This is a genomic window from Marinobacterium lutimaris (assembly GCF_900108065.1).
Taxonomy (GTDB): Bacteria; Pseudomonadota; Gammaproteobacteria; order Pseudomonadales; family Balneatricaceae; genus Marinobacterium_D; species Marinobacterium_D lutimaris.
In genome coordinates, this window is the sequence record NZ_FNVQ01000001.1 from 640710 (window position 1) to 659917 (window position 19208).

17 protein-coding genes are annotated in these 19208 nt (G+C 58.6%); 7 read left to right on the forward strand and 10 right to left on the reverse strand.

Annotation, left to right across the window (positions count from 1 at the left end):
• The first annotated feature begins 101 nt into the window (after window positions 1-101).
• Window positions 102-1010 (forward strand): LysR family transcriptional regulator, encoded by a 909-nt coding sequence (locus C4S72_RS02995; protein ID WP_235009028.1) that lies wholly within the window; start codon window positions 102-104, stop codon window positions 1008-1010.
• Window positions 1011-1063: 53 nt separating this feature from the next.
• On the opposite strand, the gene C4S72_RS03000 is transcribed toward C4S72_RS02995, so the two are convergent.
• From C4S72_RS03000 to C4S72_RS03020, 5 genes are all read right to left on the reverse strand, one after another.
• Window positions 1064-1804 (reverse strand): ABC transporter permease, encoded by a 741-nt coding sequence (locus C4S72_RS03000; RefSeq protein WP_104001575.1) that lies wholly within the window; start codon window positions 1802-1804, stop codon window positions 1064-1066.
• Complete coding sequence (locus tag C4S72_RS03005; protein WP_104001576.1) at window positions 1801-2754, reverse strand: ABC transporter ATP-binding protein; 954 nt, start codon at window positions 2752-2754, stop codon at window positions 1801-1803. Before C4S72_RS03005 ends, C4S72_RS03000 begins: the two co-directional genes overlap by 4 nt.
• Window positions 2751-3908, reverse strand: coding sequence for an ABC transporter permease (locus C4S72_RS03010; RefSeq protein ID WP_104001577.1), 1158 nt, complete (start codon window positions 3906-3908; stop codon window positions 2751-2753). The genes C4S72_RS03005 and C4S72_RS03010 overlap by 4 nt, the downstream gene beginning before the upstream one ends.
• Window positions 3908-4810, reverse strand: a complete 903-nt coding sequence (osmF, locus tag C4S72_RS03015) for a glycine betaine ABC transporter substrate-binding protein OsmF (protein ID WP_104001578.1) — start codon at window positions 4808-4810, stop codon at window positions 3908-3910. The genes C4S72_RS03010 and osmF overlap by 1 nt, the downstream gene beginning before the upstream one ends.
• 221 nt (window positions 4811-5031) lie before the next feature.
• Window positions 5032-6090, reverse strand: coding sequence for an NAD(P)H-dependent flavin oxidoreductase (locus C4S72_RS03020; RefSeq protein WP_104001579.1), 1059 nt, complete (start codon window positions 6088-6090; stop codon window positions 5032-5034).
• A 96-nt stretch (window positions 6091-6186) separates the two neighbouring features.
• Between C4S72_RS03020 and C4S72_RS03025 the strand changes: the two genes are divergently transcribed.
• On the forward strand, window positions 6187-7059 hold the full coding sequence (locus C4S72_RS03025; protein WP_104001580.1) for a LysR substrate-binding domain-containing protein: 873 nt from the start codon (window positions 6187-6189) through the stop codon (window positions 7057-7059).
• 59 nt (window positions 7060-7118) lie between these two features.
• Window positions 7119-7604 carry a nuclear transport factor 2 family protein gene (locus C4S72_RS03030; protein WP_104001581.1) on the forward strand — a complete coding sequence of 162 codons (486 nt, stop codon included), beginning with the start codon at window positions 7119-7121 and terminating at the stop codon, window positions 7602-7604.
• An 81-nt stretch (window positions 7605-7685) separates the two neighbouring features.
• Here the strand turns inward: C4S72_RS03030 and C4S72_RS03035 are convergent, their stop codons facing one another.
• Together C4S72_RS03035 and C4S72_RS03040 are read right to left on the reverse strand one after the other, a co-directional pair.
• Window positions 7686-8402, reverse strand: a complete 717-nt coding sequence (locus tag C4S72_RS03035) for a spermine/spermidine synthase domain-containing protein (protein ID WP_104001582.1) — start codon at window positions 8400-8402, stop codon at window positions 7686-7688.
• Window positions 8403-8443: 41 nt separating this feature from the next.
• Entirely contained in the window at window positions 8444-9274 is an 831-nt protein-coding gene (locus C4S72_RS03040) for an inositol monophosphatase family protein (RefSeq protein ID WP_104001583.1), read from the reverse strand.
• 112 nt (window positions 9275-9386) lie between these two features.
• Here C4S72_RS03040 and C4S72_RS03045 point away from each other — a divergent pair, with 112 nt between their 5' ends.
• Window positions 9387-9818, forward strand: a complete 432-nt coding sequence (locus tag C4S72_RS03045) for a DUF1810 domain-containing protein (RefSeq protein ID WP_104001584.1) — start codon at window positions 9387-9389, stop codon at window positions 9816-9818.
• Window positions 9819-9905: 87 nt separating this feature from the next.
• Here C4S72_RS03045 and C4S72_RS03050 read toward each other — a convergent pair whose 3' ends face one another.
• A complete protein-coding gene (locus C4S72_RS03050; protein WP_104001585.1) occupies window positions 9906-11300 on the reverse strand; it encodes a glutamine synthetase family protein in 1395 nt (464 codons plus the stop codon).
• Between the two features lie 338 nt (window positions 11301-11638).
• On the opposite strand from C4S72_RS03050, the gene C4S72_RS03055 reads away from it, so the two are divergent.
• The 3 genes from C4S72_RS03055 to C4S72_RS03065 all read left to right on the forward strand — a co-directional run bounded on the left by C4S72_RS03055 (window position 11639) and on the right by C4S72_RS03065 (window position 15365).
• Window positions 11639-12985: a glutamine synthetase family protein gene (locus tag C4S72_RS03055; RefSeq protein WP_200826653.1), complete on the forward strand. Its 1347-nt coding sequence runs from the start codon at window positions 11639-11641 to the stop codon at window positions 12983-12985.
• An 82-nt stretch (window positions 12986-13067) separates the two neighbouring features.
• Window positions 13068-14372, forward strand: coding sequence for an NAD(P)/FAD-dependent oxidoreductase (locus C4S72_RS03060; protein ID WP_327332419.1), 1305 nt, complete (start codon window positions 13068-13070; stop codon window positions 14370-14372).
• A gap of 138 nt (window positions 14373-14510) precedes the next feature.
• Window positions 14511-15365, forward strand: coding sequence for an urease accessory protein UreD (locus C4S72_RS03065; RefSeq protein WP_200826654.1), 855 nt, complete (start codon window positions 14511-14513; stop codon window positions 15363-15365).
• A gap of 166 nt (window positions 15366-15531) precedes the next feature.
• Here the strand turns inward: C4S72_RS03065 and C4S72_RS03070 are convergent, their stop codons facing one another.
• Together C4S72_RS03070 and C4S72_RS03075 are read right to left on the reverse strand one after the other, a co-directional pair.
• A complete protein-coding gene (locus C4S72_RS03070) occupies window positions 15532-15975 on the reverse strand; it encodes a hypothetical protein (RefSeq protein WP_104001587.1) in 444 nt (147 codons plus the stop codon).
• 303 nt (window positions 15976-16278) lie between these two features.
• Window positions 16279-18978, reverse strand: a complete 2700-nt coding sequence (locus C4S72_RS03075) for a glycosyltransferase (protein ID WP_104001588.1) — start codon at window positions 18976-18978, stop codon at window positions 16279-16281.
• Between the last annotated feature and the right edge of the window lie 230 nt (window positions 18979-19208).

Here is a 19208-nt window from a genome sequence, read left to right on the forward strand (position 1 = left end):
GCCCCTCAAGCGACCATCAATTAAGTCCATTGACGGACCATTACTCTGAGGGTAATGATTGTGATGGGCCTACAAGCCCAGCCAATAAGAAGGATAAGAACGTGCTTGATGACACCTTTACGCTGAAGAAACTTGAGATATTTCTGGCCTTTATGAAGGCCGGAACCCTGGCCGATACGGCGGAAAATCTGGGCATGAGCACCGTCAGTGTGCACCGTGCCATTCACTCGCTGGAGGAGAGCCTCAAGTGCTCCCTGTTCCGTCAGGAGGGGCGACTGCTGGTGCCATTACCGAGTGCGCTGGTGCTTGAGGAAAGGGTACAGAGCATCGTTGCGTCGCTGGATGATGCGGTCAAAGTGACCCGCGAAACGGCGGGCATCTACTCCAATAAGTTCAAGCTCGGCGCGCTCTATTCGCTGACGTTGAACACTGTGCCGCGACTGATCGCCGGGATGAAACTACGCAAGGGCGATCTCAATATCGAACTGACCCTGGACTCCAACGAGGTGCTGTTTCGCAAACTCAAATCCGTTGAGCTGGATGCGGCGCTGGTCGCTCTGGAGTCTGGTTTTCGAGACGACGACTTTACCTGTCTGCCGCTGTTCAATGATGAGGTGCTGCTGGCGGTGCCTGCCGATTCCGACCTGAGCGACGCCGAGCCGCTGGATCTGTCGGAGTTTCGCGAGCAGACCTTCGTTACCTTGAAGAAAGGCTTCGCCACTTCTCGGGACAGTTATCGCGCGTTTGAGCGGGCGGGGTTTGAGCCCAACGTGGTGATGGAGGTGAGCGATATTTTCTCGTTGATCAGCATGGTCAGTGCTGGTGTCGGCTATGCGCTGCTGCCACGTCGTGTTGAAGCGGTGTTCGAGAACAAGATCCGCCTGCTGCCACTGAAGGGGATGGAGGATATCCGCCAGAGCATCTCCATGGTTTGCCTGGCTAACCGTGAGCGTGACCCGCGTATACTCTCCTGCATCGCGGAGTGCCGGGCCTATTCAAGAGAGCTCTGAGGTGCTGCTGGGGCGCTGCAGCGGGGGCTGATGAGTTGCTGTAAGGGCTTGTTTCAGGCTGTTGCAAAGCGCCGTTCCAGCTTCACAAACAACCCATCCAGCAGCATCGCCATCAGTGCCACGATCAGGCCGCCGTGCAGCACGAACGCAAGGTTGTCGGTGAGGATGCCGGCGATGATCACTTCACCCAGCCCCTTGGCCGCCACCGTTGAACCGATGGTGGCGGTGCCGATACTGATGATCACCGACAGGCGGATACCGGTGATGATCAGTGGCAGTGCCAGCGGCAGCTCTACCTGCCAGAAACGCTGCAGCGGCGACATACCCAGCCCGCGAGCCGCATCCTTGACGGTGGTCGGAACCGAGCCTAAACCGGCGAGCGTATTCTCGAAGATCGGTAACAGGCCATAAAGGAACAGGGCGATCAGCGTAGGCCAGGAGCCAAAACCCACCGCGGGCACCGCCAGGGCAAGCACGGCGACCGGTGGCAGGGTCTGGCCCAGGTTCGCCAGTGAGCGTGCCAGCGGCAGAAAATCCGCGCCGGCGGGTCGGCTGACAAAGAGGGCGGCCAGAATGGCGATCACTGCGGCGGTGGAGATGGCGATCAGCACCAGCAGCAGGTGCCAGCCCACCAGATCGATAAAGCTGTTGCGGGCGTAGATCGCCGGGGCGTTTTCCGGGGCCAACGGACGCAGCAGCGGCTCCAGGCTGTCGGCGCCCAGCGTCAGGTAGAGCAGCAGGCAGAGAATCACCAGGCTGCCGCCCCAGTTACGTAACTGCTGTTGAAACTTCATTCCGGTCTCTGCCCCAGGCTGAGCAGGCGTTCCATGCTGATCGCGCCGCAGGTATCGCCATTTTCACCGGTGACGCGCAGTACCGGGCTCTGCTGCCAGATCTGTCGGGCCAGGGCATCGCGCAGTGTTGCGCTTGCTTCAATGCTGGGGGTTGCCGCATTCAGTTCAAAACACTCCGCGGGTTCCATCAGATCGCTAATGCTGCGCAGCGAAAGCAGGCGCAGCGCCCGCTCTTCGCCACCCACCAGGTTGCTGACAAAACCTTCCCGCGGATTGCGCAGCAGCTCCTCCGGTGTGGCCTGCTGCAGCAGTTTGCCTCCGTCCATCACCGCGATGCGGTCGGCCAGTCGGATTGCTTCCTCGATATCGTGGGTGACCAGGATAATCGTGATCCCCAGCAGCTTCTGGATCTGTTTCAGCTCCAGCTGCAGACGTTCGCGGGTGAGCGGATCGAGAGCGCCAAAGGGCTCATCCATCAACATCAGATCCGGCTTGGCGGCCAGAGCGCGGGCCACGCCGATCCGCTGCTGTTCGCCGCCGGAGAGTCGGCTGGGCTTGCGGTGGGCGAAGCTGTCGAAATCCATCTTCAGCAGGTCGAGAAGCTCATGCACGCGGGCGTCGATCTGTTCGCTGCTCCAGCCCAGTAGCCGCGGCACGGTGGCGATGTTTTCGTAGACGCTGCGGTGGGGGAAGAGGCCCACGCCCTGGATCGCATAGCCGATCTTGCGGCGCAGCTGTTCCGGCGGCTGGTTGCGGATATCCTCGCCATCGATCAGTACGGTACCGCTGCTCGGCTCGATCAGCCGGTTGATCATCTTCAGCGTGGTGGACTTGCCGCAGCCGGAGGTACCGATCAGCGCGCAGATCTCGCCGGTCTCAACTTTGAGATTGAGATTGTCCACCGCTTTATGGTCGCCGAAGCTGCGTGTGAGGTTGTTAAGCTCGATCATCGGGTCTCTCTTTGCGTCAGCGCAATCAGGGTGTCGATCGCCATGGCCGCGATAAACGCCAGCAGGATGGTAGGCAGGGTGCCCAGCAGCACCAGATCCGTTGCGGTCTGCCCCAGTCCCTGGAAAATGTAGGTGCCGTAACCGCCGCCGCCGATCAGCCCGGCCACGGCAACCAGGCCGATATTCATCGTCAGTACGATACGCAGGCCCGACAGCATCACCGGCAGCGCCAGTGGCAGCTCCACCTGCCAGAGCCGCTGGCGCCGGCTCATACCCATCCCTTTGGCGGCCTGCAATACGGCCGGGTCCAAGCCATCGAAACCGGCGGCGGTATTGCTGACAATCGGCAGCAGCGAATAGAGAAACAGTGCCAGCAGCGCAGGCGCGGCGCCTATGCCACGGATACCGAACTCCGACAGTAGCGGGAAGGATGTAGCCAGCAGGCTCAGCGGAATCATTAGCAGGCCAAACATCGCCAGGCTCGGAATCGTCTGCAACAGGCTGAGTACCGGCAGTATGGCGGCCCTTACGCGGGGTGAACGATGGCAGCGAATACCGAGCGGCACGCCGATCAACAGTGCCGGCAGGATGCTGCCCGCCACCAATACCAGGTGGCGTCCTCCCTGTTGCCAGAACCGCTCCTGGTTGTGGTACTCCAGCATCAGTGAGATCTGATCCCAGAGCCCGCTGGCGAGCAGGGCAAAGATCGCGCCCAGATAGATAGCAACCAGGGCAAGGCGTGGTAACGGCGCCATCTTCAGCTTGATCAGCGCATCGGTCATCAGCAGCCCCAGCAGCAGAAGCAGCGTCCAGAAGCCGCTGCCCAGCGAGACCCGGGCAAAGGGGGGCTGGTCTTCCAGCAGCAGTGTTGTGGAGTTACCCAACGCGATGATCAGCAACAGCAGCGCTGCAGCGCTAATCATCAGCCTTGGCCAAAGCCAGCGGGAGAAAGTGGCGCTGAGTAGGGCGAGAAGGAACAGGGGCAGGAATATCAGGAAGCTGTTCTGCTGCCAGAGCTGGCTCAGCGCTACACCCTGGCCGGGCAGAATCCGGTTGGGCTGCAGGTTAACCAGCGGCAGCAGCACCAGCGCCAGGGCGCTGGCCAGTGAAAGAGTCAGGCCGAGTCTGTCGACCCGGCGAAGTACAGAAAGCACTAGTTGCTCAGTCCAAGTTCCTCAAGATAACTGGCGGCCACATCGCTGGCGTTTTCGCCGCCGATGGCGATGCGTGCATTAAGCGACTGCAGGGTTTCCAGATCGAAGGATTCGAATACCGGGGCCAGTAGGTCTTCTATTTCTGGATGGCTGTTAAGCACCTCTTGCCGGATGATCGGGGCGGGGGCATAAACCGGCTGCACACCCTTGTCGTCGGTCATCACCACCAGGCCAACGGCGGAGATAGCGCCATCGGTGCCGTACACCATCGCTGCATTGGTACCATCGGTTTGCAGCGCGGCTGCTTTGATGGTGGCAGCGGTGTTACCGCCGGAGAGCACCAGCAACTGGGAGTCGTTCAGGGTAAAGCCGTAGGTTTCCTGGAAGGCAGGCAGTACCGCCGGGCTGGAGACAAACTCGGAAGAGGCCGCCAGTTTAATCTCGCCGCCGTCACTGACGTAGCGGCCGAAGTCGCTCATGCTGGTCAGTTCACCCTGGTCGGCAATCTCCTGACGGACCGCGATCGCCCAGGTGTTGTTGGCGTTCGCCGGTGTTAGCCAGACGATCTTGTTGGCCTCGTAATCCAGCTGCTTGGCCTTTTCATAGCCCTCTTCAAACGACTTCCAGGCCGGATCTTCCGCCTGGTTGAAGAAGAATGCCGCGTTGCCGGTGTATTCCGGGTAGATATCGATTTCGCCAGAGGTGATCGCCTTGCGCACGATGGGGGTGCCGCCAAGCTGAACGCGGTTTTCAACATCCAGCCCCGCATTGTCCAGGCGCTGGTAGATCAGGTTGCCCAACAGGCTACCTTCGGTATCGATCTTGGACGAAACAACTATGCTCTCGGCCTGGGCCGATACACAAAGGAACAACCCCAGCAGTGGGATCAGGTAGCGCGTCATATTCCAATCTCCCTGTCACTTTCTTATGAAACCGTGGATTTGGAGCCCCAGAGTGGGCAGGACTGCATCGAGACCTGATTGAGACTAACACAAGCTTTTGATTTTTGCGGCCTGGGCGCTCCGCGAGCGCCGCCTTAAGGCACTGTTTCTCTTCATTGCTGAAGGGGCGCTTTGCCGGCGCCCCTCAGGAAAGTAGCTCCAGGAAAAGCAGATCAGAGAGGTTAAAGCGATAGCTCCCGCAGCAATGTCGCAATCAGCTGTGCAGCGGATAATTCGCGTACCATCGGCGCACTCTGGCCTGCCCAGTGCGCTGCGAACTCGGAGCTCCCAAGCTTGCTTGCCGCCGCATTGAGCTGTTTAGCCGCATCATAAGCGATGGGGTAGGCGGGTGGTTCGATACCTGCAGCGCTCTCGGCATACTCGATAAACCGGTTGCGGATACCACGGGCCGGTCGTCCAGAAAGGGTTGAGGTCAGTGTGGTTACCGCGGCACGCTCGCTCTTCAGAGCGGCTCGGTAGCCCTGGTTCGCCGCCGACTCGGGACACAAAATGAAAGCGGTGCCGAGCTGGGCCGCCGCTGCGCCAAGATCCATGGCGGCCTTGATCCCTTGGCCGTCAACGATGCCACCGGCTGCGATAATGGGTAGCTCCAAGTTTTGTACGAGCAGACTGACGAGTGCGGTGGTGCTCAGCTGTTCATCCACGACATCTGGGTCGAACATGCCACGATGCCCGCCTGCCTCTATGCCCTGGGCGACAATTGCATCAATACCCCGGTCCTGAATCTGCCTCCCTTCCTCAAGGTTAGTGGCGGTTGCCAGCGTATAGATACCGGCTTCCTTCAGCCGGTTTATCCACTCCAAAGGCGGTAATCCAAAATGAAAGCTGACCACGGCTGGCCGCGTATCGAGAAGCATCGAAAACAGTTCCTCATCGTCGAGGAAGCTTTTGTAGATTTCGTCGAGTGAAGTTGGCAGCTCCGCTGCGCATTCCAGGAACAGAGGTTTCAGATGTTCGATCCAGGCGGCTTCCAGTGTCGGATCGCGTAATGCCGGTTGGTGGCAGAAGACGTTGACGTTGAAGGGGCCAGAGGTCAAAGCGCGAGTCTGTTCAATCATCTCTCGGGCCTGTGGCAGGGTGCTTGCGCCAATGCCCAATGATCCCAGGCCTCCCGCATTCGATACTGCAGCAGCCAGTTCCGGTGTTGCAACGCCAGCCATGGGTGCCTGAATGATGGGATGAATACCCAGCCGGGCTGTAAGCGGATTTGAAGGACTCATTTCAGATTACTCCATCGATGGATCTGAGAAGGATTGGGTACAAATATTCTCAAAATGAGAATATGGTAAAAATATTATTATCAAAAGGGGAATAAAGTGGATCTGGAAACCCTGAAGATATTCGATGCGGTGGCCGCGGAATTGAGTATCACCCGAGCCGCCTCCCGGCTGGGGCGAGTGCCCTCAAACATCACCACCCGCGTCCAGCACCTGGAGGCGGAACTGGGTGTTGAACTGATCATTAGAACAGGGAAACGCATCACGCTGTCTACCGCGGGTCAGCAGTTTCTTGAATACGTGCAGCGCATGCTGGCGCTGGAGGAGGAAGCCCGGCATGCAGTGGGTGGCAGCAGCGGTGGAACCCTGCGCATCGGCAGCATGGAGTCGACCGCAGCAAGCCGCCTGCCCGCGCCGCTGGCAACCTACAACCGCGCTAACCCAGCAACGCGGCTGGAGGTGAGTACCGGCCCATCGGCGCAGCTCCTCGAGCAGGTGCGCGACGGGCGACTGGACTGTGCATTTGTGGCGCTGCCGGCATCGGCTGCAGCAGAGTCGAGCTTGGTTGAAACCGGGTTACAGGGGGCTCCGATTTGGGAGGAGGAGCTGCTGTTGCTGCTGCCAGCTGCGGATAGCGACGCAAGCGCACCGGAAGAGATAGCGACCCGATCACTGGCGGCATTCAGATCGGGGTGTACCTACAGGGGCATCGCCGAGGAGCGGCTTGGTATCGCGGCTGGAGGTCAGTGGACGATTCAGGAACTGGGCTCCTACCATGCCATGATTGCGGCCGTCGCCGCGGGTTCCTGTGTCTCCATCTTGCCGCGCAGTGTGCTGGAGCTGAGTCAGGCTCCGGCTGACCTGGCGATGCTGAGACTCGGCTCCATAACGACTTACCTGGTATGGCGCAGCGGTTACGAAATTCCGGCGTTTCGGAAGTTTCATGAGCTGTTCCTGACTGAGAGAGCATGAGTCGCCGCAAACGGTGAAGGCTATCAACCTCAAAGGCCCCCTAGCTGAAGGAAGTTAATTTGAGCATTGTCGATTCAAAGCTATTCGTTGAGATCAATGATCTCTTGTGCCGCTTTTTCCTGGCGTTTGATCAGCGGGACTGGTCCGCCATGACCGGGTGTCTGGCGCCTCAGATCCGTGTCGATTACTCCTCTTCCGGTCGTGAGCGGCCTTCAACAATGGATGGGGAGGCGTTTGTCAGGCGTCGGCAGAACGCGGTCGATAACCTGAGCAAGCAGCATAGTTTTTCCAACCTGCAGATTAATCCGCAAGCGGAAGAAACGGTTTTCAGTGTGAGCTGTAACTATCTTATTCTGCGGTTTGCCCGTTCCAGTGAGCCTGTGGAAGCGGGAGAGGATTTCTTCCACTCATGCGGAAGTTATCAATTCCTGGTGTGTGAGATTGATGGCGAATTAAAGATTTCGAGTATCACGCAGCACAACCTGCGTAGCTGGGGGAATTTTCATCTTCACAACACTAACGGTCACAAAAGTGCGCCGAGGTGAGAAGGCCGCGGTGGGGTAGCCTGAAACTGGCGGGAACTGCCTGGCTTGGTGAGCCAGGCTTAAACGCTCGGGCAAAAGTTTTTAAAGTATCGCCACGTAAACGGTATTCGTAGCCGCTTCGTTCTGGAACGGGTTATGGAACGCCACTTCGTGAACCTGAACTGTGCTGAACACACTCTGCAGCAGGTCGGTAAAGGGTTGGTCCGGCACATCGGTAGACCAGAAACCGAATACGCCGCCGGGTTTCAGGTGGGTGGCCAGCTGCGCGATACCCGCCTCACTATAAAAGGGTTTGCTGGCATCGTTGAGCAGGGCGCGGGGCGAGTGGTCGATATCAAGCAAGATCGCATCGAGCTTGCGACCGGGCGATTCCGGGTCGAAGCCTTCCTGGCTGGCGCTGAGGGCAAAGAAATCGCCCTGTACCAGGCGGCAGCGGGCATCGTCTGTGAGCACCTTGCCCAGTGGCACCTTGTGCTGCTGGTGCCAGCCGATCACCGGTGGCAGGTATTCCACCACCATCAGCTCGCCTACGCTGTCGTGCTTGAGCACCGCCTCGGCGGTATAGCCAAGCCCCAGGCCGCCAACGACCACGGACAGGTTGTCGCCTTGCAGTGCGGCAAGGCCAAGGTCGGAGAGGGCTACCTCGCCATCGACGAAGTAGCTGGACATCAGAAACTCGTCGCCGAGTTTTACTTCATAGATGTCCTGGTCGCCCATAACAGGAATACGGCGACGACGCAGGGAAATCGTGCCGATAGGGGAGGGTTGAGAATCGATCTCTTCGAATAATATGCTCATCGCGCCATTCTACGCAGTGTCGGACTTAATGGGTACGACGATTACAGATGCTGTCGCAAATGGCTGCGGATCGCTTCCAGCGCACGTTCGGAATTGGCCGCCAGAATGCATCCGTCTTTGATCAGCGGCGAGTAATCACGGCCATCGAGCATACCGACCGCGCCGCCCGCTTCCTGCAGCGCCAGGGCGCCGGCGGCGTGGTCCCAGGGCTTGGCGCTGGCGTTGATCATGAAGTCCACCTGGCCCTGCACCAGTACGCGGTATTCATGGCAGGCGCAGCGCAGACTGTAGGCGCGGGAGAATCCCAGCAGTGCCTGGCTCGCGGCGCTACGGCGCAGCGGCGGGAAGTTAAAGGCAGATGCAAAGCCGGTCATATCCTCCAGCGCCTTGTCGCGGCTGACCTGAAGCTTTACCGGTTCGCCATCCGGGGTGCAGTACCAACTGCCGCCGCCACGGCGGGCGAGAATCCAGTCATCCATCACCGGGTCATAGAGCAGACCAAAGACGGTATCCCTGTCTTCGGTCACCGCCAGCAGTACACCGTGAGTGGCCAAGCCGTTGGCGAAGTTCCAGGTGCCATCTACCGGGTCGATAATGACCGCGCGCTGAGCCTCGGCGATGCGGTCGATAACACGTCCGTCCGCGGCTACTGCCTCTTCACCCACTACCGCGGCATCGGGCATCAGTTCCATCACCGCGGCGGTGATAGCGTTTTCGCAGGCGATATCAGCCTCGGTCACCAGGTCGTCAAAGGTGGCCTTGGAGCGAATGGCGTCGGGCAAGAGGCGGCGGAAACGGGGGCTGATCTCTTTGCGAGCTACCTCCCTGACCAGATTGATCAGCTCACTTTCTTCCCTCGGCGATATCGGCATGCAGCACTCCTTGTACTAAACGACGGCAAACTTCAGTAGCTATTCTGCTCAAGCTGATAATAATGATTAGAGATGAAGGTTTCAGTATGAACAAATCTGAGGATAACAACGAGTGCCGGAAAAGGATCGTTATAACCTGGATCGTTTCGTTGAAGCCCAGGCCAGGGATTACCGCACGGCTCTATACGAGCTGAAGAATGGGCAAAAGCGCTCCCATTGGATCTGGTATATCTTCCCGCAGTTCGCAGGGCTGGGGCGAAGTCCCACGGCTCAGCGCTACGAAATAGCATCGCTGGATGAGGCCCGCGCCTACCTGGAGCATCCGCTGCTGGGGCCACACCTGATCGAGTGTTGTGAGGTAATGCTGGCGACCGAACGCCGCAGTGCGCGGGATATTCTTGGCATGCCGGACGATATGAAACTGCGCTCCTGCGCGACGTTGTTCCGTCAGATAGCGGGAAATGAGTCGGTGTTTCAGCGCGTATTGGAGCGCTATTTTTCCGGCGAGGCCGACGCTAAAACGCTGGAGTTGCTGCGCAGTTGAAAGACGGCAGGGAATTTGGCGGTAGAGATTGTCGCGGTAGAGAGTAAAGCGGGGCAGGCGTCACTGACGCAGCCTGCCCCTTTGGCGTTATACCGTGTGCAGGTACCAGGCGTATTCGAGATCCGAAATGGTCTGCTCGAACTGTTCCACCTCGTGTTCCTTACAGGCGATGAAGATATTGAGGAAATCATCACCCAGGTATTCACGCATCACGCCTGAACTTTCCAGCTCACGCAGTGCATCGCGCAGGTTGTTCGGCAGCACAACCTCCTGCTGCTCATAGGCGTTACCGCTGATCGGTGCCGGAGGCTCGATCTTGTGGGTAATGCCGTAGTGCATAGAGGCCAGCATGGCCGCCATCAGCAGATAGGGGTTGGCGTCGGTACCGGCGAGACGGTGCTCGATGCGGGTCGCTTCGGGCTCGCCGCCGGGAATACGCAGTGCCGTAGTACGGTTCTCTATACCCCAGCAGGGCCAGGTCGGTACGTAGAATCCCTGGCTGAAACGGCGGTAGGAGTTGATGTTCGGACTCAGGATCGCCATGTAGTCGTCCATCATCTCGAGCAGTCCACCCAGCGCCCAGCGCATGATGTCGTTGGGGGTTTCCGTCTCTTCATCCAGGGCAAACACGTTCTTGCCGTTCTGGTCTACCAGGCTGATATGCAGATGCATGCCGTTACCGGCCTGCTCGGCGTAGGGCTTGGCCATGAAGGTGGTATCCATCTCATGGTCGTAGGCCACGCTCTTGATCACGCGACGCAGGAGCGTGGCGTTATCGCAGGATCGGATCGGGCAATCCACATGCTTGAGGTTGATCTCAAACTGACCCGGTGCTGATTCTGCGACAATGGTGTCGGCCGGTAGACCCTGCTGACGTGCGGATTCGATCACGTCGGACAGGAAGTCCGCGTACTCGTCCAACTCGTCAATCGAGTACACCTGCACGCTCTCCGGGCGTTTGCCGGAGATCGGTGATTTCGGCGGCTGCGGCTTGCCGTTGATGTTTTCCTGATCGATCAGGTAAAACTCCAGCTCGAACGCGGTGACCGGGGTCAGGCCGAGTTCGTCGAAGCGACGCAGCACACGTTTGAGCACCGTGCGCGGATCAGCGTAAAAGGGCGTTTCCTCGTCTTCGTACATGGTCATCAGCAGTTGCGCTATGGGGCGCTTCTGCCATGATTCCATGGTCAGGGAGCCGGGAATCGGGTAGCAGATATGGTCGGCCTCGCCTATTTCGAGTCCAAGTCCGGTGCTTTCTACCGTTTCGCCGAGAATATCCAGTCCGTAAAGGGAAGCGGGAAGTGCCACGCCTTTTTCGAAGACCTTTTTCAGGGCGGATCGGTCGATACGCTTGCCACGGACGATGCCGTTCATATCGGCTATCAGCAGATCGACAAATTGTAGATCGGGGTGTTGCTTAAGAAAGGTATCGGCCTCAGCCGGATCGGGTAGCTCCAACCACCCGGATGTTTGATCGTTCATGTTCCACCATTTAGAGCTCAGAACCCGTTGGTTCCGACCCCACGAGTGAATGCCAAGCCATGGGCAAAGTCAATATGTCGGGAGGGGTATGGACTTGACACCCTCTTTTATGAAGGCTCCCGGCGGTGCTTTCCGCCGTGTCGGGAGGGTTGGCGCGGAGCGTTTGTTCACTGCGCCAAACTCGCCGTAGCCTCTGGGCTGGCGGCAAATTTTAGTAAATTTTCGGGCTGTTGTGTGAATGCTGAGAGACAAAGATTTATTCACCACTTCCCTGAATTCGACTTTGGTTGTAACGTCAGCCGAAACAGGCAGATTGTTTATATCTAATGGGGGTATACATGCAGCGGCTCGCAACCTGGCTCAAGGAGAACCGGGTCACCGAAGTGGAGTGTGTTGTCAGTGATCTGACCGGTATCGTCCGGGGCAAGATCTCGCCGACCGACAAATTTTTGTACGAGCGCGGTATGCATCTGCCCGAAAGCGTGCTGCTGCAGACGGTAACCGGCGACTGGGTCGATGACGATATCTACTACTCGCTGCTCGATCCCGCCGATATCGATATGGTCTGCCATCCGGACCCCGACGCGGTGTTCCTGCTGCCCTGGACCGCAGAGCCTACGGCACAGGTAATCCACGATACCTACAACCGCGATGGCAAACCGATAGAGCTGTCACCGCGTAACGTATTGAAAAAGGTGCTCTCGCTCTACCAGGAGAAAGGCTGGAAGCCTATCGTCGCGCCGGAGATGGAGTTTTACCTGACCAAACGCAGTGACGATCCGGATGTGCCGCTGCAGCCGCCTATCGGTCGCTCCGGCCGCCCCGAAACCGGCCGTCAGTCGTTTTCCATTGAAGCCGCCAACGAGTTCGATCCACTGTTTGAGGATATGTACGACTGGTGTGAGTATCAGGGTCTGGAGATCGATACCCTGATCCACGAAGAGGGCACCGCGCAGATGGAGATCAACTTCCTCCACGGCGACCCACTGGCGCTGGCGGACCATGTGCAGGTGTTCAAGCGCACCATGCGCGAGGCGGCGATGAAGCACGGCGTGCTGGCCACCTTTATGGCCAAGCCGATCACCAACGAGCCGGGCAGCGCCATGCATCTTCACCAGAGCATTGTTGACGCACAGACCGGCTTGAATATTTTCAGTAACGAAGATGGCAGCATGAGCGACCTGTTCCGCCATCACGTGGGCGGCATGCAGCGTTATCTGCCGGAGTTCCTGCTGTTGCTGGCGCCCAACGTTAACTCTTTCCGTCGCTTCCTGCCGGATACCTCGGCGCCGGTGAACGTAGCCTGGGGCCACGCCAACCGCACCTGCGGCTTGCGTATTCCGGAATCCGACAGCCAGAACCAGCGTCTGGAAAACCGCCTGGCCGGCGCCGATGCCAACAGTTATCTCGCCATAGCGGCGAGCCTGCTGTGCGGTTATATCGGCATGGTGGAGAAGATCGAGCCTTCCGAGCCCTGCACCGGCCGTGCCTATGACCTAGACGATTACGAGCTGCCGGTGACCATCGAAAGCGCGGTAGAGCAGCTGGAGGAGTCCGCGGCGGCGCGCAAATACCTCGGTGATGCGTTTATCGACGGTTATGCGGCGGTAAAACGTGCCGAACATGAAAACTTCAAGCGGGTGATCAGTTCCTGGGAGCGTGAGTTCCTGCTGCTGAGCGTCTGATCCGCTGCCGGGCGTTCTTGAACGCCCGATGCGTTGCTTCACTGAGTTGCTTCACTGAATTTGAGTCTGGAGAGATATCGAGTTGACCCGTTCGTCCGAATTCCTGTACCCGCCGTCCTATTACGCCGCTTCGGCGAAACCCGCGCCTGACGCCATGTCGTTGGATGGCGAGATCCGCTGCGATGTCTGTATCGTCGGCGCCGGTTATACCGGTCTATCCACGGCGATCCATCTGTTGGAGCGTGGGCTGGATGTGGTGGTGCTTGAGCAGGCGCGGGTGGGCTGGGGTGCCTCCGGACGCAACGGTGGCCAGATCGTCAACAGTTACAGCCGTGATATCGATGCCATTGAGCGCAGTGCCGGCCAGTCGGTCGCCGATGTGCTGGGTCCACTGGCGTTCGAGGGCGGGCGCATCATCAGGGACCTGGTGGCGCGCTATAACATCGACTGCGATCTGAAGCAGGGTGGTATTTTTGCCGCGCTCAACGCCAAGCAGATGGCGGAGCTGGAGCACCAGAAAGCACTCTGGGAGCGCTACGGCTATGACAAGCTGGAGCTGCTCGACAGCAGCGCTATCGGCCGGGAGGTCGCCACCGAACGCTACGTCGGTGGATTGCTGGATCATGGCAGTGGCCATATCCATCCGCTTAATCTCGCACTCGGTGAAGCCGCCGCTGTGCGCCAGCTCGGTGGTCGCATCTACGAGCACTCCCAGGTCAGATCGATAACGCCTAACCCGGCGGGTAAGGGCGGTGCCGAAGTGCTGACCGAACATGGCCGTGTGCAGGCAAGAACCCTGGTGCTCGCAGGCAACGCCTATCTGGGTGGGCTGGTGCCGGAGCTCAGCGCCAAATCGATGCCCTGCGGTACCCAGGTTGTCGCCACCGAGCCGCTGAGCGAAGAACAGGCCCGTGCGCTGATCCCCAAAGATTACTGTGTTGAAGACTGCAACTACCTGCTCGATTACTATCGTCTCTCGGCCGACAAACGGCTGCTCTACGGCGGTGGCGTGGTTTACGGCGCGCGCGATCCTGCCGATATCGAGCGCCTGATCCGGCCGAAGCTGCTGAAAACCTTCCCGCAGCTCGAGGGTGTAAAAATCGACTACTGCTGGACCGGCAACTTCCTGATGACCCTGTCGCGCCTGCCGCAGGTAGGAACGCTAGGTGATAATATCTTCTACTCCCAGGGCTGCAGCGGTCACGGTGTTACCTATACCCACCTGGCCGGACGCCTGCTGTGCGAGAAGATTCTCGGTGAGTCCGCAGGCTTCGATGCTTTCGCCGCGCTCAAGCACTATCCCTTCCCGGGTGGTCATCGTTTCCAGGCGCCGCTGAGTGCGATGGGGGCCTGGTACTATTCGATGAAAGACCGGCTGGGGCTTTAACGGCCGACCGTTGCTGTCAGCGCTGTCACCAAATTGGAGCTGCGCCGCCGGTAATGGTATTTTTGCTTTCCCCATGCGCCCGCAAGCCTGATAGCTGGCGCAGTGAATACGAAAGATCGAGCCGAGAAGGAAAGCTGGATGAACATGGCGGTAACCGCCCAGGGGTGGGAAGCACTGCTGAAGCTGCGCTTCGCCCTGCGAGGAGAGAAAACCAAGATCGTCGAGCGTGAGCGTAAGGGTCCGCTGGCGGTACAACGCCCGTTCTACCCGGAAGGTGATACCGTCTGTCACACCTATCTGCTGCATCCGCCGGGCGGTGTGGTCGGCAGTGATACCCTGGATATCGCGGTGCATGTGGAACCCGGCGCCAAGGCGTTGATCACCACTCCGGGCGCCACCAAGTTTTACCGCTCTGGCGGTCGTCTGGCGACGCAGATTCAGCGCCTCAGCGTAGAAAAGGGCGGTTTACTGGAGTGGATGCCGCAGGAGAACATCTTTTTCCCCGATGCTCAGGCACGGGTCGAAACCCATATCGACCTGCAACCGGGTGCCTCGTTTATCGGCTGGGATATCCAATGTCTTGGAAGACCGGTCATCAATGAGGCTTTCACCGAGGGGCGCCTCGATGCGACTACCCGCCTCAGCGTCGATGGCGAGCTGGTGCTGATCGATCAGGTCAGAACCGAGGGGATGGCGCTGGTTGAAGCCAGTGCCGGTATGCGCGGTTACCCGATGCAGGCGACGATGCTGATCGTGCCGGGCCAGGATAACCCCGACTTTGAACGTCTGCTGGAGCTCACTCGCGAGGCGATGGAGGGTTTGTCCGATCTGCCGCTGGAAGCGGGTGCGACGCGGGTGGATCAAGCTATCGTTGTGCGCTTGCTGGGCCCGGGTACCGAACCGATGCTGAAGCTGATGACGGCCGTCTGGCGCGCAGTCCGGCCGGAGGTCGCTGGCCGCCAGGCGGAACCGCCACGAATCTGGGCAACCTGATTGCGGTGAACGCGAGCAGTAACACGAGAAGTAACACAAGACGTCACACTAGAAGTAAAAACGGAATAAACAAAAAGCCCATTGAGCTATTCGCCAATGGGCTTTTTGGTTTACCTGTTCGAATCGACAACGTACCTAGAATACACGTCTCAAATGTCGGTGCGAATCACTCCTGGCGGGCGCCGAGATAACGCTGTCGCAGTACTTCCAGGTCATCCTCTTCGCTATTGCGTCTTAGCTTGTTCACAGTCAGCTGGTTGATGGTGCCCACCTCGGTGTAAAAACGCAGTACTTGCGTATAGGCACGGGCAGGGAAACTTTTTTCCAGATCGATGATATCGCGGCGAGAAAGCACCCTTAGCAAGGGAATGAACGGATTCAAAGCGAGATAGACGATCAGTGCTACGACGGCGGATACACCTGCCGTAATCAGCCAGGAAAACACAGACGCAGACATTTCATTGGTGAGGAAATCGGTGTCCAGCTTGGAAAATCCAAACACACCTCCAAGCAGTACTGCTGCCACTACTCCAATCATAAACACGATTGCAGCAAGCGAATGTGCTGATCGCGCAATCCACCATGACACATTAATCGTTTCTTTCTTCATCTTCCGCTCCATGGTTGTGCTCGATACAGCAAATATATGATTTCAAAGTGTGGATGATCTTCAATCTTTAGATAATCCGCAACTATTGTTGAACCTGTGATTGCATCTGTAGGTATTTGGGTGCAGAAGTGTTGTTGATCGCGGCGAGGGAGTCGCTAATCCGGGTACCATACCCATAGCAGGAGGCACGCCTCGCGCGGATTGCATCGGGTACGGCGGTCATTTTAACCGCAGGCGGTTGATCGCGGCGAGGCGCCGCTCCTACGGGAAACCTCCCCGGAGAAGAATGCGCCCCCGTGCCGATTAAGTCTGGTTCTCTGCCAGCCGGACCGGTGGCTGTCGGCGTATTGGGCGTTTGGCCTTCTGTTGTGTCTCCAGCCCCATATCGTGCAGCAGTTGACCCAGGATCTTCTGCGGCGAGTAATCCAGGCAGCGGGAAAGGGCACCGACGCGCAGCCGACCCTGCTTATCCGGGCTGGCTAGATACTCCACGGCCAGTTCCGCCATCTCGTCGCAGTCATCGGCGAGTAGTCCGCTTAGGCGGTGCTGGATGATCGAGCGCGGCCCCTTGCAGTTATAGGCTAGGGTCGGCAGACCAGCGCTCATCGCTTCCAGGATAACGCAACCGAAGGTATCGAAGCGCGAGGGCAGCAACAGCAGGTCTGCCTGCTGATACAGCTGAGGCACCTGGCTTTGTTCCAGCCAGCCGAAGTAAGTGGCTTCAGGCGCCGCCTCTCGTAGCTTCTGCTCGGCAGGTCCGCTGCCGGCGATCCAGAGTTGCGCGGCGGGATGTTCCAGTTTAACGCGCGCCCAGATAGTTGGCAGATCGAGCACGCCTTTCTCTTCGCTAAGCCTGCCCACGTAAAGCAGGATCGGCGATTCATTCACGGGCCTTGGCTGCAGGCTGGCGATTTCTGAGCCTATCCCCGCCCAATGTGCGGTCAGTTTGATGCGTTCTTCGGGCAGCTCCATATCCGGGCCGGTGAGCCAGTCGCGATGCTCCTCGTTGAGCACGAACATGCCGTCGAACTGCTGGTAAAACGCGCGAATCAAACGACGGATTCGGTCCTGGATCGGCTGGTCGAGGCGGGTTTTTCGGCTGATAAATTCAAGCCAGTCGGTGTGCATGTAGAACCAGGCCGGCACTGAATAAGCGTGTTTCAGGTACAGCGCCACCGGGCCCATGCAGAGCTCCGTGGAGCAGATAATGCGGTCGTAACCGCCGCGCTCAAACAGTTTCTGTACCTCCAGCAGGTCCGGCACATGAATCGTCTGTTCGCCCAGCTGGTTGAACTGAAACTGGGTTAGCGGCCGGATCACCTGCAGATGTGGCTGCGGCTTAAGCGACGGGTGACAAACCAGCAGATCGATCGGCAGATCCGCTTTCTGCAGCTGTGTCAGTGTATCGCGCAGCGCAGAGGATACACCGTTGCGATCGACGAAGGTGTCGGTCAGCCAGAGCACTCTTTTAGGGTGTTCGGTGGCGCCGATATCCGCGGCCAGCCGATCCAGAAAGGCGCGATTGGAGTAGAGCACCTGGGTGCTGGCAAAGGCAGCACCGGCAACGACCGAGGCGGATAGCGCCGGGAAGGTGAGCTTGTCGAGCATCTGGCCCAGATCCACCTGGGTCATATCCCTGCCGTTGCTCTTCTCGCTGGAGAACAGAGCGCGGAAATGGGTCGGCACCTCCATCATGCGGACCATCTCGTCGATCGGCATATCGGCGATGGCATCCTTGTCGATGCGGGCCAGCTCATGGTGGACGCGACTGAAAAAGGTGTGGCTGATAAAGCGGTGCAGCTCTGGGATCGACTGGCGCAGCTCTTCCGGGAAACGTTCTGGCTCGGTACGTTGGGTTTTGGCGATCCGCTTGATGATCTTAAGAATCGGCTTGAACTCTTTGCTGACGCCCAGGTTCAACAGCATCTTCGGCTTTTTGCCCTTCAACGCCTGGTGGAAGGTATCGAGGAAGGTCAGGGTATATTTGTGGCGCTTCAGCTCCTGCAGCAGATTGCTCAACGCCAGGCAGATCATGCGATCCTTCAGCGAGCCCTTGTGCAGCAGCATCCGAAGCAGGCCCGGGTCCTTCATGTTGATCACCACCTGGGCAAAGTAGTCCAGAAACGCGGTGGTCATCTTCTCCTCTTCACCGACAAAGCCGTAGGGAGCCATCCGTCCTTCACGGATCGCATCCAGCGCCAGTGCCTCGCGGCTTTCCCCGGCGGCCAGTCGCGCCTCAAGGTTGGGTACTTCCAGCAGCGTGCCGCAGCGGCCTGCGAACAGACCGTTGTGATCATCGGAGCCGCCACTGAGGTTTTTGCGATAGGGGTCACGGCAGAAGTCGTGCGGATTGATGCCATGCTTTGCCGCCCAGGCGTCGATCTTATCTGGCGTCAGGCTTTCGACCCAGCGCAGCGTCAGCAGGTTCTGCCAGTAGCCGCGCTGGCCGTTGAGCACCTCGAAACGTTCGAACAGCAGTGCAAAACGTTCCAGGATTGTCGGGTCCACATTTTCGCCGTGGGAGTAAAAAAACAGCGGATGTGGCAGTACCGTGGGCAGGTCATGCTGGCGCGCATAGGCGCAGAAAGCGTAGATATCGTGTCGCAGGTCATGCAGCTCCAGCTCCTGCTTTGGTGTAAAGCCATAGATCAGGACGTGGATGCTGAGCGGTTCGCCAGGAAAGTGGCAGGTGAATTCGCAGCCGGACAGAACCGGTTTCTGCTTATCGGCCAGGCTCCAGCAGGAGCGGGCGTTGTTGTGGTTGGTAATGGTCACCACATCGGTGCCGGCGCGATTCAGGGTTTCCGACAGCTCTTCGGTACTGAGCCAGGTTTCCGGCAGGCGCAGTAGCCGGCCCCAGATTTCATCGGGCACATCGCTGTTGTGATCATGACAGTGCAGATCGATTCTGAGCGTGTCGGACGGGTTAAGCTGCGCCGCTGCCTCGCTGAGAAACTGTTCGTACTGGCTGCGGATATCCTGGTAAAACGGCGAGTTGTTCATGGCGCGGGCTCCGAATCTCTGAACGCCCGCGCAGTGTATTAAGGTTAGGTTTCTTCCCGGTTACACAGTGGCTTTTGTTGCGGTTTTCACAAGGAGAGGATCCCCGTGCGTTCAAGGTCTGTAAGAGCGATTGCAAAATGATCTGAGGGCGGCGGCTACAAAAGATCTGTGTATGAAATAGGTAGTGGGGTCCTGTGGTCGCAGAGGTGGGGATACTGACCAAAGTGGCA